Origin of the sequence: Tannerella sp., from assembly GCF_030528505.1 — a bacterium.
GTDB lineage: Bacteria > Bacteroidota > Bacteroidia > Bacteroidales > Tannerellaceae > Tannerella.
This window is the reverse complement of sequence record NZ_JAUMYS010000010.1, coordinates 39,890-53,996: the sequence shown is the minus strand read 5'-3', so window position 1 is coordinate 53,996 and position 14,107 is coordinate 39,890. Positions and strand designations below refer to the sequence as shown.

Sequence of the window (14,107 nt, the reverse complement as noted above, 5' to 3'; positions counted from 1 at the left end):
CTTGTGTTTTTATCTGGCCGGTGTAAAAACTCGAGGATTTTATCTAAATTTGCCCGACTAACTTTTTGAGCGTAGGATGATGAATATATGGAAGAAAATGCTGTTCGCCTGTCTGAGTTTCGCAGGGCTTACCGTTTCGGCGCAAACGTTTCGAAGCCCTGTCGACATCCCGATACTGCTGAGCGGGAATTTCGGCGAATTGCGCAATAATCACTTTCATTCGGGAATCGATTTCAAGACGCAGGGCGTCGAGGGGAAAAACATTCGTGCCGTAAAAGACGGGTACGTCTCCCGCATCCTTGTGTCGCCTTGGGGATACGGGCTTGCGCTTTATGTGAAGCACCCGGACAGTACGATGTCGGTCTACGGTCATCTGCGTAACTTCGCCGGCCCCATCGCGGCGTATGTCAAAGAGCAACAATACGCGCAGGAGCGTTTCTCGGTCGATTTGTCGCCCGAACCGTCGCGGTTTCCGGTCAAGGAAGGCGAGTTGATTGCCCGGAGCGGCAACACGGGCAGCTCGGGCGGGCCTCACCTGCACTTCGAAATACGCGATCTGCGCACAGGCGAACCGGTCGATCCGATCGTATATTATAAGGACAAAATCAAAGATACGCGGCCTCCGAAGGTGCGTTCCGTGATGGTTTACCCTGTCGAGGGATTGGGTGTCGTCAACGGATCGCGGCAGAAGCAACGTCTCAAGGTCGTCACCGCGAAAGACGGTCGGCAGTCGGTGACCGGCAAAACGGAAGCGTGGGGGAAGATTGCCTTCGGCATTAACATCGACGACTACATGAACGGGACGAGCAACGTGTACGGTGTGAAGGAAATCACGATGCGCGTCGACGGCAAAGAAGTGTTTCACAGTTATCAGGACCGTTTTTCGTTCGATGAGACGCGCTACCTCAACGCGTGGGTCGACTTTGCCGAATGGCGCGAGAGAAAATCGTTTTATACGAAAACATTCGTCGAGCCGGGTAACCGCCTGCGCTTCATGACCAGCAAGAACCGCGGCTATTTGATTATCGACGAAGCAAGGACATATCGCGTCGAATTTGAACTCACGGATGCGTTTGGCAACACCGGACGACTTGCGCTGACTGTGACCGGCCAACCGCAGACGATTCTTCCGCCCGATACACTCGGTGCGACACGCTTCTACCATAGCGGAGAAAACCGTTTCGGGGCAAGCGGCATACGGATGCATATTCCGCGCGGCAATTTGTATAACGATTTGTATTTTCGTCATTCCTCATACGCCGATACAGCGTATGATTCCGAGGTTCACACGGTACATGATACACCTGTTCCGCTGCATCGCAAGGCGCGTCTTTCCCTTCACCTGCTCACCGATACGCTGGGCGATAAAGGAAAATACGGCATCGTCTCGGTCGATGGGCGTAGAAAGAGCTGGATTGGCGGATCGTATCGCGACGGCTGGATCGATGCCGACATCACCGAACTCGGCAAACGCTATGCCGTCGATGCCGATACGGTACCGCCTGTCATTACCGCTGTCGATTCGTCTCTCTGGGCGGCTAAAGAAATGATTGTCCTGCGCCTGACCGATAATCTGAGTGGGATAGAAGAATATCGCGGCGAGATAGACGGCCGGTTCGCTCTCTTCGAACTCGACGGCAAGAAAGCAACCGCGCGTTACTTCTTCGACCGTCAACGCCTCACACGAGGGCGACACACCCTCCGGATGACCGTGACCGACGGCTGCGGCAACCGCACGGTCTACGACGCCGATTTCGAATGGTGATAACAGGTTGGGCATAACCGGAACATACTATCCCCCTAAAATGACTGTTGGAAGTAAAGAAATCGAGACCGGATGAATGAAAACTGAACCGATGCGCATCATTATCTGAAAAAAAGAGCCTATCTTTGTCAGACTTTCTACCAAAGTCTTTGGGACGTAAAAGAGAAGAAAAGAAATAGGATGTACAATAAAAAATAAAATCGTTTCTGATTATGGAAAATGTGGAATTATTAGAACTGGTGAGGAAGAAAGCGCAGGTTTGGCTGGGCCCGGAGTATGATGAAGAAACCCGTAACGGAGTGCAGGCCTTGCTCGATAAGGAAGACCCGACCGATCTGATCGAAGCCTTTTATAAGGATTTGGAGTTCGGAACGGGAGGGCTGCGAGGTATCATGGGCGTGGGCAGTAACCGGATGAACATTTATACCGTCGGAGCCGCTACGCAAGGTTTGTCGAACTACCTGAAAAAGGAATTTGCGGAGTTGGAGCAGATCAAAGTCGTTATCGGCCACGATTGCCGTAACAACAGCCGCCGGTTTGCCGAGATTTCGGCCGAGATTTTTTCGGCCAACGGCATCAAGGTGTATCTTTTCGAAGACCTCCGACCCACGCCGGAAGTATCGTATACGATTCGTAAGTTGGGATGTCAGAGCGGTATTATTCTGACGGCTTCGCATAACCCGAAAGAGTATAACGGTTACAAGGCCTATTGGGATGACGGAGCGCAGATGATTGCTCCGCACGATAAAAATACGATTGCCGAGGTTAATAAAATCCGCAACGCGGCCGATATCCGGTTCGAAGGAAAGAAGGAGTTGATCGAGCTGATCGGTAAGGAAATCGATGAGCAGTACATCGCGGACGTGAAGACGATTTCGCTGTCGCCCGACTCGATTGCGCGGCATCATGATATGAAGATTGTATATACGCCGATTCACGGTACGGGGGTACGCATGATTCCTCAAGCGCTCGCCGCTTACGGGTTTACGAGCATCATTCACGTTCCCGAGCAGGACGTGGTGAGCGGCGATTTTCCGACCGTCGTATCGCCCAACCCCGAAGAGCCGGCCGCCTTGTCGATGGCTGTCGAGCGGGCTAAGGAAACCGATGCCGAACTCGTACTGGCCTCCGATCCCGATTCCGATCGTATCGGGGCAGCCGTGAAGAACGAAGCCGGCGAGTGGGTGTTGATCAACGGTAACCAAACGGTCGTTCTTTTCGTTTACTACCTGCTCACGCGCTGGGAAGAACTGGGACGGTTAAGCGGACGGGAATATATTGTCAAAACGATTGTTACGACCGAGACGGTTCGCGACATCGCGGAGCGCAAGGGCGTCGAGATGTACGATGTTTATACCGGTTTCAAGTGGATTGCCGAGGTGATGCGCAGAAACGAAGGCAAGAAACAGTATATCGGCGGTGGAGAAGAAAGTTACGGATTCCTTTGTCAGGACTTCGTGCGTGACAAGGATGCCGTATCGGCCTGCTGCATTCTGGCCGAGATGGCGGCCTGGGCAAAAGACAAAGGGTTGTCGCTCTATCAGTTGTTGCAACAGATTTATCTCGAATACGGCTACTCGAAAGAGGTGAATATCTCTGTCGTTAAGAAAGGAAAGAGCGGGGCGGAAGAAATCGAGGCGATGATGAACGGTTTCCGCAATCATCCTCCGACGGAGATTGCCGGATCGAAAGTGACGCTGATCTACGATTATGCGTCGTTGAAGGGACACAGTTTCACCGATAACGAAACCTTCGCGTTGCACATGCCTACGACCTCGAACGTGCTGCAATATTATACGGAAGACCATACGAAAGTGTCGGTTCGTCCGTCGGGTACGGAGCCGAAGATCAAGTTTTATTGCGAGGTACACATCCCCGATGTCCGTACGGCTGAAGACTTGCGGGGGGCCGAGGCCGAGGCCATGAAGAAGGTCGAACAGATCAGGGCCTCGCTCGGTATCTGAGGCTTTTGAAAAAAACGGACGATACGGGATTGGCCCGTAAACATAAAAGGGGGATGCGTCTCAAACCAACACGGAGACGCATCCCCTTGAATGTATCCGGAGCAAATAAAAAAACGCAACGCGCGCTTCTTCTACTCCAACCGACAGAACAGAATGCAACGATTGCGATTGAACGGAAATAAGTATTTTTGTCGTATGGTAAAACAACTTTTGTATCTGCTTTTCTTCCTTGTCGGCATCGGGCTCACGGCCTGCCGGAAGGAAGAAGAGCCTTCGCTCCTTTACGAGCTGAGGGATATGAACGAATGGATGCTGGCCGAGGTGCGCGTAGAAAAAACGGTCATCATCGACGATCCTGATATTCGTTTCAGGGAGATCGGTTCGCAGGCCGGTCTCTTTCCCGACGCGGTAGATTGGGTGAAGCGAAAAACGACCGTCGGCAAACGCATCGGCGTTTATTCGTTTGGGACGTATCTCTCCGCCGTTCTCGATATGAACGGATTGACGGAAGAGGATATCCGGCTCGACCGGAAAGCGAAACTCTGCACCTTGCGGCTTCCGCCGGTGCGGATCAAAGAGCGGGGACGCGATTTCGAAGTCAAGACCGAGCACGAGCGGGTCTCGATTTATCGTACACCGCTGACACCGCAGGAGAAGGCCAAGGCCAAAGATGAGGCCAGCCGTCAGCTCTCGGAAGAAATCGCGAAGAACGGGAAACTGAAACGCGAACTGACGCGGCAGGCCGAGGAACGCGCGCGCGCTTACTTCGGCACCTTGCTGGCCGGATGGGGATATGAAGCCGCCGTAACATTCAGGGAGGAACAGCCATGATCCGACGCCTCTCGAAAAAGATACTTTTTGTCGTCTCCTTCTCGCTTCTTCTCGTCTTGGGCGGCTGGTGGGGCTATCGCGGCCTGCATCGCGAACGTACGGCGGTGCGCGCATTGCCCGCGCGGGTCGGAGAGATCCGGCAGATGGTCAGACTCTCCACGCTCGAAATCATGACGGACGAAATCTTCAAAGATACGGTACAGATCAAAGCCGTCGTGTCGCGTGTCAGAGCGCGTGTGTATATCGGTTTCGACATGGAAAACCTCCCGATGGTCGAGCGGGGCGACACGCTTTTCGTCCAGCTTCCGCCCGAGATCATCGAAGTGCGTGAAGCTACGGAAAACGGCTATCAGGTGCTCGACGTATGGAACGTGCAGATGCCCGACGAACCGGCGCCCACGCCGCTGAGTACCGCCGAAGAAAACATCCTCAAAAGACGCCTCCGGCAGCGTATCACCGCACAGGCTTATGAGCGCGGATACGTCAGACGCGCACGAGAGAATGCGCTGCGTTCCCTGTCGGCTTTGTTTGCCGGTTTCAGGGAGCAGGTCGTCATCATCGACCGTTATCCCGACGGATGGAGAGAGGGACATCAGCCGCCCGCGCCGGTTCCGGAGCCTTCGCCCGTCCGGTTACCGTCCGGCACGTAAATTCCCGGCCTGTATATTGAACAGACGCTGTTCGGCCAGCGCTTCATATTTCGTGCCCGGCCGGCCGTAGTTGCAATACGGATAGATGCTGATGCCGCCGCGCGGGGTGAAGAGTCCCGTCACCTCGATATACTTCGGTTTCATCAGGCGAATCAGGTCGTTCATGATCAGGTTCACGCAGTCTTCATGAAAAGCGCCGTGTCCGCGAAAACTGAAGAGATAGAGTTTCAAACTCTTGCTCTCCACCATCTTCACGTCGGGGAGGTAATCGATCCATATCGTGGCGAAATCGGGCTGTCCCGTGATGGGGCACAGGCTCGTAAACTCGGGGCATTCGAAATGTACCCAGTAATCGCGTTCGGGATGTTTGTTCGTGAACGCTTCCAGCACCTCCGGCGCGTAATCTTGCCGGTAGGTCGTCGCTGTTCCTAAAAGTGTCAGTTCTTTATTTTCCATGCGACAAAAATACGACTTTCCGCCTATACCACCGTATGTTGTTCTGCCTAATCGCAACCAACGGCGCCAGCTTCCGTGTTTCTGCCGGCATGCTGCCTACAATTTGGGCAGATCGCTTTCGCTGATATATTCGAGGTTTTGCCGGCGGATGACTTCGCGTGCTACCTCACGATTGTTCGTGCGAAGGATCAGGATGGATTTGTCTTTGAGCGAGAAACAGTACATGTATTCGATGCTCAGTCCCGACTGCGTGAAGTGGGTCAGCGTTCTTGCAAAACTTCCCGCGGCCGAGTCGGTGACAATCGCCAGCACATCCGTAAGGTTGACGCTCACATGATGGTTTTTAAGAATCTGATAAGCTTTCTCGGAATGATTTACGATGAGGCGCAGAATGCCGTACTCCGACGTGTCGGCCACGGTCGAAGCGATGATGCGGATGTTTTGGTCGGCCAGCAGTGAAGCACGACCGTCGAATTGCCTGTTGTTTCACTCGATGAATAGACACGTACACATTGTTCAAGAAGAATCGCTGCCAATCCGAACGGATAGTTGGCCCGGAAGTCTTCTTTGGTTATAGACGGCAGACAAGCGTCAATACACACGCTCTCCGAAGATTTTCGTGCCCACGCGCACCATCGTGCTCCCCTCTTGCAGAGCCAGTGGATAATCATCGCTCATGCCCATGGACAACTCCTTGAAATCGTCTCCCGTAGAAGGCAAGATACGCAATTCGTCAAACAGCGAACGGAGCTCGCGAAACTCACGGCGCACTTGTGCCTCATCGTCTGTAAACGTCGCCATCCCCATCAGTCCGACCACCCGGATATGCGGGTAAGCACTGAAAGTTCCTTCCGCAAACAACGTCCGGCATTCGTCCGGAGTAAAACCGTGCTTCGAAGCCTCTTCCGCGATATGCACCTCGATCAGCACCCGGATTTGACGGCCGCATTTTTGGGCTTCCTTATCTACAGCGGCCAGCAATTTCAACGAATCGATGCTCTGAATCAAATGAATAAACGGCGCGATGTATTTGACCTTGTTCGTCTGTAACGTCCCGATGAAATGCCATTCGATATCGGCAGGTAATACCGGCTGCTTGGCCATCAGCTCCTGTACGCGGCTCTCGCCGAATACACGCTGCCCACAGTCGTAGGCCTTCCGCAACACATCGACCGGATGAAACTTGGAGACGGCTACAAGCGTAACCTCTTCCGGAATCGTCTGCCGGATACTGGCCAAACGGTCTGCGATTTTCATTCCTGAGCGTCTTTTTGGAGCATCACCGCCTGTCTCTCCTTTGCATCTTCGGAGAACGGAAACACGTCGATCAACGGACTTTCGGCCACCGAAGCGATCTCATAATCCGCCATCGTACCTTTCATCCCTTCGTCGATGACCTCGATCGCCTCTCTTACCGACGAGGCTTGCGCCAACATCTGCACGGCCGTCTTCTTCTCCGCCCCACTCTTCTCGTCGAGCGTAATGTAGCACACCTTCGCCTTGTAATAACGGTCTCCCTGAGGGTTATAAAAGAGCTCGCTCAGCCGTGCCCGTTTAATATCGGCTACGGTAAACTCGCCCGATATGTACGGACGTATCTCCTCAATGATGCGGGCTTCGGCCTCGGTAAACGACATGGCATCTACCAGATAAGGTTCCGTCACCTTCTTCTGCATTCCCCCTTCCATCGCCTTATCATAAGACACTTTACATTCAAACCAATTCATTCTTTCTTCTATTTTTCTGTTCGTAACTTACTGTAAATATCTAAATCGGTAAACCGGCCGTCGGCCATGCGTTCCCCGTCGCGCTCGTTTCCTTCATACATAAAACCTAATCGCAAAGGGATGCGCTTGCTGCGCGTATTCCCGACCGCACATTTGATCTGTATACGGTTTATCTTCAGCTTTCCGAAGGCTAAATCACACAGCGCCTTCACCGCAAGCGTCATCAGTCCTCGCCCCTGATATTCTTCACAGAGCCAGTAGCCGATCTCGGTCTTACAATTATCTTTATCGGTATCTTTAAACCCGATCAAACCGGCAAAGCGGCCTTCACACACGATCACAAACGTATAATCTCCGCGATCCGCATCATGGACGGCGGCCCGCACAAATTTCAGCGTGTCTTCGATGCTGTGCGTCCTTTCGACAAACGGCAGCCACTTACGCATATATTCGCGCTGCGTATCGATCGCATGAAAAATATCCGAGACATCCGATTGTTGAAGCGGCCGGAGTACCGTTGTCTTATTCAATTTTATCTCTTCCATTGTTTTGTATGTTCTTTCCGGTCGCGAACCTTCCGTTGATTTTTGCGGCAAAACTATGATTTATTTTCGGGGTGACAAAGCGTTTCCTGCATAAATTACAAACCATGTCGGAGAGCTGCTTCTATACCTGACTGACAATGATCGACGCATCTTGAGGCGAAACTTTTTCGGATGATGGAGTGCATAAGAATAGAATATTTCGAAGATGAATCTTTTTTCTTTTTTGGCAGAACAAAAATTTCATCTATCTTTGCAACCGCATTTCGCGGAAGTAGCTCAGTTGGTAGAGCAAAACCTTGCCCCAAAAGATAAAAGGTTACAACCTTGGCAAGAGGAAAGCAACACCGGCAGAGACTGCGAATGCAAAAAAAATACAACGCGGAAGTAGCTCAGTTGGTAGAGCACAACCTTGCCAAGGTTGGGGTCGCGGGTTCGAATCCCGTCTTCCGCTCACGAAAAAATCGTTGGCTCGAATGGTGGAATCGGTAGACACGAGGGACTTAAAATCCCTTGGCCAGTAATGGCTGTGCGGGTTCAAGTCCCGCTTCGAGTACACTCTACTCTATAGAGCCTCCATATCTTCACAAAAAAGAGTCTCATACGACAAGCGTTGTTTATTCGCACAGTAAAGCAAGGTTTGAGCAACTGGAAGCTTATTATTATTTTTTTTAACTTTCCGAGAGCACAGCAATCCGCTTTATTCGTTACCTTTGCATTGTTAAATTATTAAATTATAGTAATATGAAAAAGACTTTTTGTCAAATGACACCAACAAGAACGAGTATGACGAAACAAATGAAACGACTATCCATCACGATATGTCTGTTATATTTGGTTCCTTCCTTATTTGCACAAACCATACATGGTTTCGGTGAATCACCTGAAGGCCCCAGCCATCCCTTAAATCCCAAATTAGGACAACCGAGAATTTTAGCGGACACGATGCGTATAAAAGAATATGTAGGGATTGTGGACCCACCGTATCCCCTAACCGTTTCCATTACTAAATTCAATAAAAATCTTTTGATCGATACGGCCTATATTTTTTCAGCAACGGGAATGATCACTTCGTATATCTCAAAATATTCGGATAAAGGCCGGCTGCTTTCCTTGTCGAGCTATTATCCGGGACATAAAGATCCGGTTACAGGCGTTGTTATCACGGAACCGAAAGAAAATCTGGTAGACGAATACGAATACGGGAAAGACGGACGGTTGCTGAAACATAAAGAGTACAAATTGAAAGGCGGCGGTTCCACTTCGCTTGATACAATCATTACATATACATACGCAATGACCGACAGCGGATATATCTCTAATGATTCCATCGAATACATCCTTGACAAAAGAGGTCGGTTAGCAAAACTGAAGTTTCTGAAAGCAAAAGATGAATATGTTGTCGACTCGGCAGGTAACCGATACCGGGTAGGCGATTTTTATTATTCCTATTTCGATGGCGGCTATACTGAATTGCGGTATTATCACCGTGGGAAAATGATTTGGGGCGCGCCGGACGCATGGGTAAAAACAGATTATTTCTTCCAAAAGAACGGTTATTCCTCTAAAGAGGTCACCTATCTGAAAGAAAAAGGTGAGACGAAATGGAAAAAACTGAGGCATGACGAATATGCCTATTCCTATAGAGCCGGAAATCCGCACTCGAACCTCGTGATCGAGAAACCGGGCAAGGTCTATGCCGCAGAGGGCTGCGTCGTAATCGAAAACGAACAGCCTGCTCTCGTAGCCGTCTATACGTTCGGAGGACAATTAGTCGAACAGCGACGTATGGCCGCCGGCATTGATCGGATTCCTCTGCCTAAAGGGCTCTATATTGTCGTTGTCGGCAGACAGGGACATAAAATCGTCGTAAGGTAAATCCACAACGCTTGTCCTATTTTTTTGTGCCCGTTGCGGAAGTTTTTCTTCCGTAACGGGCGCAAATTTATAACGTCGCGACCTTTCTTTGTTCACTCTTCGGGCACGATGCTTTCCATCTCGTTCAGGCAGCGGACAGCAGAGACTACGTTCGTGACATTTTTAATGACAACACTCCTTCTTCCGTTTTGTTCGCGTAGATTGCAGACACGCGGATAACGTTGCACATAGCCTAACAGCTTGCCGAACGCGCGACTCTGGTAGTAAGGGCTTTCCTTGTCGTTTGGCAGATAGAGCGCCATCATGCCTTTTTTCAGGATAATTTTCTCGATTCCCAATCGACGCGCCGTCCATCGCAACCCGACGACACGTATCAATTCTTCGCCTTCGGTCGGTATCCGTCCGAAGCGGTCTTGCAGCGAGGAAACAAAACCGGCCAGTTTTTCCTCGTTCTCGATCGAGTCGAGCTCCCGGTAAATACCGACGCGTTCCGAATCGTTGGGGATATACGTCGGCGGGAACATCAGGGCAAGATCACTCTCGACAAACGTCTCACGAACATACTGGTCGCCTTTGTTTTCCTGAGGGTCGGTCGCATACAATTCGGCAAACTCATCGGCCTTCAGCTCATCGACGGCTTCTTCCAGAATCTTCTGATACGTCTCATAGCCCAGATCGGCGATAAAGCCGCTCTGCTCGGCTCCCAGCATATTTCCGGCCCCGCGGATGTCGAGGTCTTGCATGGCGATGTGCATACCGCTTCCCAGCTCGGCGAAACTCTCGATGGCCTGCAGGCGGCGGCGCGACTCGGGAGGAAGCGTTGAGAGCGGAGGAGCAAGCAGGTAACAGAACGCCTTGCGATTTCCTCGCCCGACACGTCCGCGCAGCTGATGCAACTCCGACAGTCCGAATTGATGAGCGTTATTGACAATGATCGTATTGGCGTTCGGCACGTCGATGCCATTCTCGATAATGGTCGTGGCGATCAGCACATCGTATTCGTAGTTTACGAAATCGAGAATGATTCGTTCCAGCTTTTCGGGTTCCATCTGTCCGTGTCCGACAGCCACACGCACGCCGGGTATTTCGCGGCGTACGAGCGCCTCGATCTCATAAATATTCTGGATGCGGTTATTGATGATAAACGCTTGCCCGTTGCGACTCATTTCGAACTCGATGGCTTCACGGATAATGTCTGCGTGAAAACGCTCAATCTCCGTCTGAATCGGGTAACGGTTCGGCGGAGGAGTCGTGATATTACTCAAATCGCGTGCTCCCATAAGCGAGAACTGGAGCGTACGCGGAATAGGCGTAGCCGTGAGCGTGAGCGTATCCACATTCGTTCGCAGTTGGCGCAACTTCTCTTTGACTGACACACCGAACTTTTGCTCCTCATCGATAATCAGCAATCCAAGGTCTTTGAATTTAACATCTTTACTCACTAACCGATGTGTGCCGATAAGAATGTTCAACTCGCCCGAAGCCAGACGCCCCAACGTCTTTTTAATCTCGCCGGCCGTTCGTGCGCGGCTGATGTAATCGAGGGTGCAGGGAAAATCTTTCAAGCGCCGGCTGAACGTCTGATAATGCTGAAAAGCCAACACCGTCGTAGGCACAAGCACAGCCACTTGTTTATTGTCCGCAACTGCTTTGAACGCCGCACGAATCGCGACTTCCGTTTTGCCGAAACCGACATCGCCACAAATTAGGCGGTCCATCGGCCGTTCGCGCTCCATATCGGCTTTGACATCGGCCGTCGCTTTCATCTGGTCGGGCGTATCTTCGTAGATAAAACTGGCTTCAAGCTCATCCTGCATGAAACTGTCGGGACCGAACGCATAGCCCTTCTCTTGTTGACGTTGGGCATAGAGTTTGATCAAGTCGCGAGCGATATCTTTGACTTTCTTCTTCGTGCGGTCTTTCATCTTCTCCCACGCACCGCTCCCGAGTTTGTTCAGCGCAGGCGCTTCACCGTCTTTCCCTTTGTATTTCGACAGTTTATGAAGCGCATGAATACTGACGAAAAGAATATCGTTGTTACGGTAAATCAGCTTGACGGCCTCCTGTATCTTGCCATTCACCTCCGTACGCACAAGTCCGCCAAACTGTCCGACCCCGTGATCGATATGCACGATGTAATCGCCGGAAGTAAATTGGCTTAGTTCTTTGAGCGAAAGCACTATTTTTCCACTGCGTGCCTTGTCGCTCTTAAGGTTATACTTGTGGAACCGTCCGAAAATCTGATGATCGGTCAGGAAGCAGCAACGCAGCGAGTGGTCGATAAAACCTTCGTGCAACGTACGGTTGACCGCGGTAAAAGCTATCGTTTCACCTCGGTCTTCAAAAATGGCGCGAATGCGTTCGATCTGTTTCTCGCTGTCGCTAAGCAAGTAAATCGTATAGCCATCGGCGATAGATTGTTTGAATGACTCGCTGACACGATCGAAATTCTTTTGAAAGAGCGGCTGCGGCGAAGTATCCATACGTATAGTCGCCTCTGTAACATGAGGCCGGGCATGAAAACGGATATGCATCAGCGGCGCGGTGGCTTGCATGAACTCGTCAGCCCTCACAAGCTTCCGGCGCATCGCCTCGCAATCGGCAAACCCTTCGCCGTCTTTGTTGACCGGCTCTTCCTCCCAAAGGCTGTCGATACGTTCACGACACCACTCCATATCATGCGTCACAAGCGTCGCACCGGCAGGCAACAATTCTACCAGCTGATGATTGGCCGTGTCGTAGCGGCTTATTTCGGGAATAACCCGTATCTCGTTCAACTTTTCCTTCGACAGTTGCGTTTCCACATCGAATGTCCGTATCGAATCCACTTCGTTACCGAAGAAATCAACACGGTACGGATATTCGTTCGAAAACGAAAAGATGTCCATGATACTTCCGCGGATGGCATATTGTCCCGGTTCGTACACATAGTCCGTCTGCTCGAAATGATACGTGTCCAGCACCTCGGCCACAAAAATCGGATCCAGTTTTTCACCGGCATGAATCGCCAGAGTATTCTCTTGAAGGATGCTTTTCGACAGCACTTTCTCCGCCACCGCATCCGGATACGAAACAATGATGAATGACGGTTTGTCTGCCTGAAGCATGCTCAACACCTCCGTGCGCAGAATCTCGGCCGCCGCGTCCGTATGACCGTATTTAATATGCCGGTGATAAGCCGACGGGAAGAAATACACATCCTTTCCTCCCGTCAATTGCATCAGGTCGTTATAAAAATATCCGGCCTCTTCGAGGTCGTTCATCAGGCACAGAAAGCCTCCCCCTCTCTGTTCGAAGAGTGAGGCGATCGTTACGGCTCCGCCCGAACCGTTCAATCCGGCGAGCAGGATGCTTCGCGCTTCGTTCCGGCCCGACAGCGATCCGATAGCGTTGATTTGCGGATGAGCCGCATAAATAGAGAGTAATTCTTTGATATCCATTTTTGAAAAACGCCCGCAAAAGTCGTAAGTTTTTGCGGGATATGCAACCGGCCGTTTGAAAAATAAACGGTTGTAAGCAATAATTAAATTTCCCTGTCGTTTTGATGAATGAAACTTAAAAGATAAAGGATATATGAAACGGATTTTTATTTTTTTCGTATTGTTGGCTGCAGGATGGCCGGCAACTTATGCACAAATCACAGTGGGTGGAAAAGCGGGATTAAACGTATCGACCATAACCGATCTGACGATGACGCTCATGGATAAACCAACAGAAAAAATCGACATCGATTATGAATACCGGCTCGGGATACATATCGGAGGATATGCGCATTATCGGTTCTCGTCAACATTTGGTTTGCAGACGGAGTTGCTTTATTCGCAAATGGGCTATAAAGTAACCATTCCGGTGACCGATCATGGCGGCAAAGCGTATGCTAACGCAACAGCAAAAGGCCTTCTGCATTATCTGAATCTGCCGGTTTTGCTCCGATTCACAGTTCCTCGCACCGGGCTTTTTCTCGAAGCCGGACCGCAAGCAGGTTTTCTGTTGGGCAACAAGTTTTCTTTCAGCGGCGAAACTTCCGAAGGAATCAAGGGAAGCATATCCAAGAAAGGCGGAATCGATGCCAAAACCTTCGATCTTTCCGCTGTGGCCGGCATCGGCTACCGTATGAACAACGGGCTCTCCGTATCGGCACGTTACATACATGGCTTCAAAACGTCCGATCGTAGATTTATTCCCGCGGTATCACAAAACCGCGCTTTTCAATTTTCGATCGCTTACGATATCAAAACGTTCTAAAACCCTTTCAGAACGAAAAAACGCATTGTCAGATCGACAAAACGGGATG

At 50.9% G+C, this 14,107-nt stretch carries 12 protein-coding genes, 2 tRNA genes and 1 pseudogene; 8 read left to right on the top strand and 7 right to left on the bottom strand.

The window, feature by feature from the left end:
- Window positions 1-76: 76 nt before the first annotated feature.
- The 4 genes from Q4A89_RS02915 (at window position 77) to Q4A89_RS02900 (ending at window position 5,210) form a co-directional block, all read left to right on the top strand.
- On the top strand, window positions 77-1,765 hold the full coding sequence (locus Q4A89_RS02915) for a M23 family metallopeptidase (protein ID WP_303183636.1): 1,689 nt from the start codon (window positions 77-79) through the stop codon (window positions 1,763-1,765).
- Window positions 1,766-1,977: 212 nt separating this feature from the next.
- Window positions 1,978-3,729 carry a phospho-sugar mutase gene (locus Q4A89_RS02910; protein ID WP_303183635.1) on the top strand — a complete coding sequence of 584 codons (1,752 nt, stop codon included), beginning with the start codon at window positions 1,978-1,980 and terminating at the stop codon, window positions 3,727-3,729.
- 195 nt (window positions 3,730-3,924) lie between these two features.
- A complete protein-coding gene (locus tag Q4A89_RS02905; protein ID WP_303183634.1) occupies window positions 3,925-4,560 on the top strand; it encodes a DUF4230 domain-containing protein in 636 nt (211 codons plus the stop codon).
- Entirely contained in the window at window positions 4,557-5,210 is a 654-nt protein-coding gene (locus Q4A89_RS02900; RefSeq protein ID WP_303183632.1) for a DUF4230 domain-containing protein, read from the top strand. Before Q4A89_RS02905 ends, Q4A89_RS02900 begins: the two co-directional genes overlap by 4 nt.
- Here Q4A89_RS02900 and queF read toward each other — a convergent pair.
- From queF to Q4A89_RS02870, 6 genes and pseudogenes are all read right to left on the bottom strand, one after another.
- Window positions 5,193-5,666, bottom strand: a complete 474-nt coding sequence (queF, locus tag Q4A89_RS02895; RefSeq protein WP_303183630.1) for a preQ(1) synthase — start codon at window positions 5,664-5,666, stop codon at window positions 5,193-5,195. The genes Q4A89_RS02900 and queF overlap by 18 nt on opposite strands.
- A 96-nt stretch (window positions 5,667-5,762) precedes the next feature.
- Window positions 5,763-6,083: an acetolactate synthase gene (locus Q4A89_RS02890; protein ID WP_303183628.1), complete on the bottom strand. Its 321-nt coding sequence runs from the start codon at window positions 6,081-6,083 to the stop codon at window positions 5,763-5,765.
- A 38-nt stretch (window positions 6,084-6,121) separates the two neighbouring features.
- Window positions 6,122-6,250 (bottom strand): annotated as a pseudogene (locus tag Q4A89_RS02885) (phenylacetate--CoA ligase); the annotation flags it as partial.
- A gap of 7 nt (window positions 6,251-6,257) precedes the next feature.
- Window positions 6,258-6,923, bottom strand: a complete 666-nt coding sequence (locus Q4A89_RS02880) for a YggS family pyridoxal phosphate-dependent enzyme (RefSeq protein ID WP_303183626.1) — start codon at window positions 6,921-6,923, stop codon at window positions 6,258-6,260.
- Entirely contained in the window at window positions 6,920-7,393 is a 474-nt protein-coding gene (locus Q4A89_RS02875) for a DUF4494 domain-containing protein (protein ID WP_303183624.1), read from the bottom strand. Before Q4A89_RS02875 ends, Q4A89_RS02880 begins: the two co-directional genes overlap by 4 nt.
- A gap of 8 nt (window positions 7,394-7,401) precedes the next feature.
- Window positions 7,402-7,938: a GNAT family N-acetyltransferase gene (locus Q4A89_RS02870; protein ID WP_303183623.1), complete on the bottom strand. Its 537-nt coding sequence runs from the start codon at window positions 7,936-7,938 to the stop codon at window positions 7,402-7,404.
- A 378-nt stretch (window positions 7,939-8,316) separates the two neighbouring features.
- Here Q4A89_RS02870 and Q4A89_RS02865 point away from each other — a divergent pair.
- From Q4A89_RS02865 to Q4A89_RS02855, 3 genes are all read left to right on the top strand, one after another.
- Window positions 8,317-8,389, top strand: a tRNA-Gly gene (locus Q4A89_RS02865).
- Window positions 8,390-8,405: 16 nt separating this feature from the next.
- A tRNA-Leu gene (locus tag Q4A89_RS02860) sits at window positions 8,406-8,491 on the top strand.
- Window positions 8,492-8,880: 389 nt separating this feature from the next.
- Window positions 8,881-9,813, top strand: coding sequence for a T9SS type A sorting domain-containing protein (locus tag Q4A89_RS02855; RefSeq protein WP_303183621.1), 933 nt, complete (start codon window positions 8,881-8,883; stop codon window positions 9,811-9,813).
- Between the two features lie 92 nt (window positions 9,814-9,905).
- Here Q4A89_RS02855 and mfd read toward each other — a convergent pair whose 3' ends face one another.
- Window positions 9,906-13,253, bottom strand: coding sequence for a transcription-repair coupling factor (gene mfd / locus Q4A89_RS02850; protein ID WP_303183619.1), 3,348 nt, complete (start codon window positions 13,251-13,253; stop codon window positions 9,906-9,908).
- Between the two features lie 133 nt (window positions 13,254-13,386).
- Here mfd and Q4A89_RS02845 point away from each other — a divergent pair, with 133 nt between their 5' ends.
- On the top strand, window positions 13,387-14,058 hold the full coding sequence (locus tag Q4A89_RS02845; RefSeq protein ID WP_303183617.1) for a porin family protein: 672 nt from the start codon (window positions 13,387-13,389) through the stop codon (window positions 14,056-14,058).
- Window positions 14,059-14,107 lie beyond the last annotated feature (49 nt).

Coding starts and splice junctions, on each gene's coding strand:
- Q4A89_RS02915 (WP_303183636.1), top strand. CDS start 77: ATGATGAATATATGGAAGAAAATGCTGTTCGCCTGTCTGAGTTTCGCA.
- Q4A89_RS02910 (WP_303183635.1), top strand. CDS start 1,978: ATGGAAAATGTGGAATTATTAGAACTGGTGAGGAAGAAAGCGCAGGTT.
- Q4A89_RS02905 (WP_303183634.1), top strand. CDS start 3,925: ATGGTAAAACAACTTTTGTATCTGCTTTTCTTCCTTGTCGGCATCGGG.
- Q4A89_RS02900 (WP_303183632.1), top strand. CDS start 4,557: ATGATCCGACGCCTCTCGAAAAAGATACTTTTTGTCGTCTCCTTCTCG.
- queF (WP_303183630.1), bottom strand. CDS start 5,666: ATGGAAAATAAAGAACTGACACTTTTAGGAACAGCGACGACCTACCGG.
- Q4A89_RS02880 (WP_303183626.1), bottom strand. CDS start 6,923: ATGAAAATCGCAGACCGTTTGGCCAGTATCCGGCAGACGATTCCGGAA.
- Q4A89_RS02875 (WP_303183624.1), bottom strand. CDS start 7,393: ATGAATTGGTTTGAATGTAAAGTGTCTTATGATAAGGCGATGGAAGGG.
- Q4A89_RS02870 (WP_303183623.1), bottom strand. CDS start 7,938: ATGGAAGAGATAAAATTGAATAAGACAACGGTACTCCGGCCGCTTCAA.
- Q4A89_RS02855 (WP_303183621.1), top strand. CDS start 8,881: ATGCGTATAAAAGAATATGTAGGGATTGTGGACCCACCGTATCCCCTA.
- mfd (WP_303183619.1), bottom strand. CDS start 13,253: ATGGATATCAAAGAATTACTCTCTATTTATGCGGCTCATCCGCAAATC.
- Q4A89_RS02845 (WP_303183617.1), top strand. CDS start 13,387: ATGAAACGGATTTTTATTTTTTTCGTATTGTTGGCTGCAGGATGGCCG.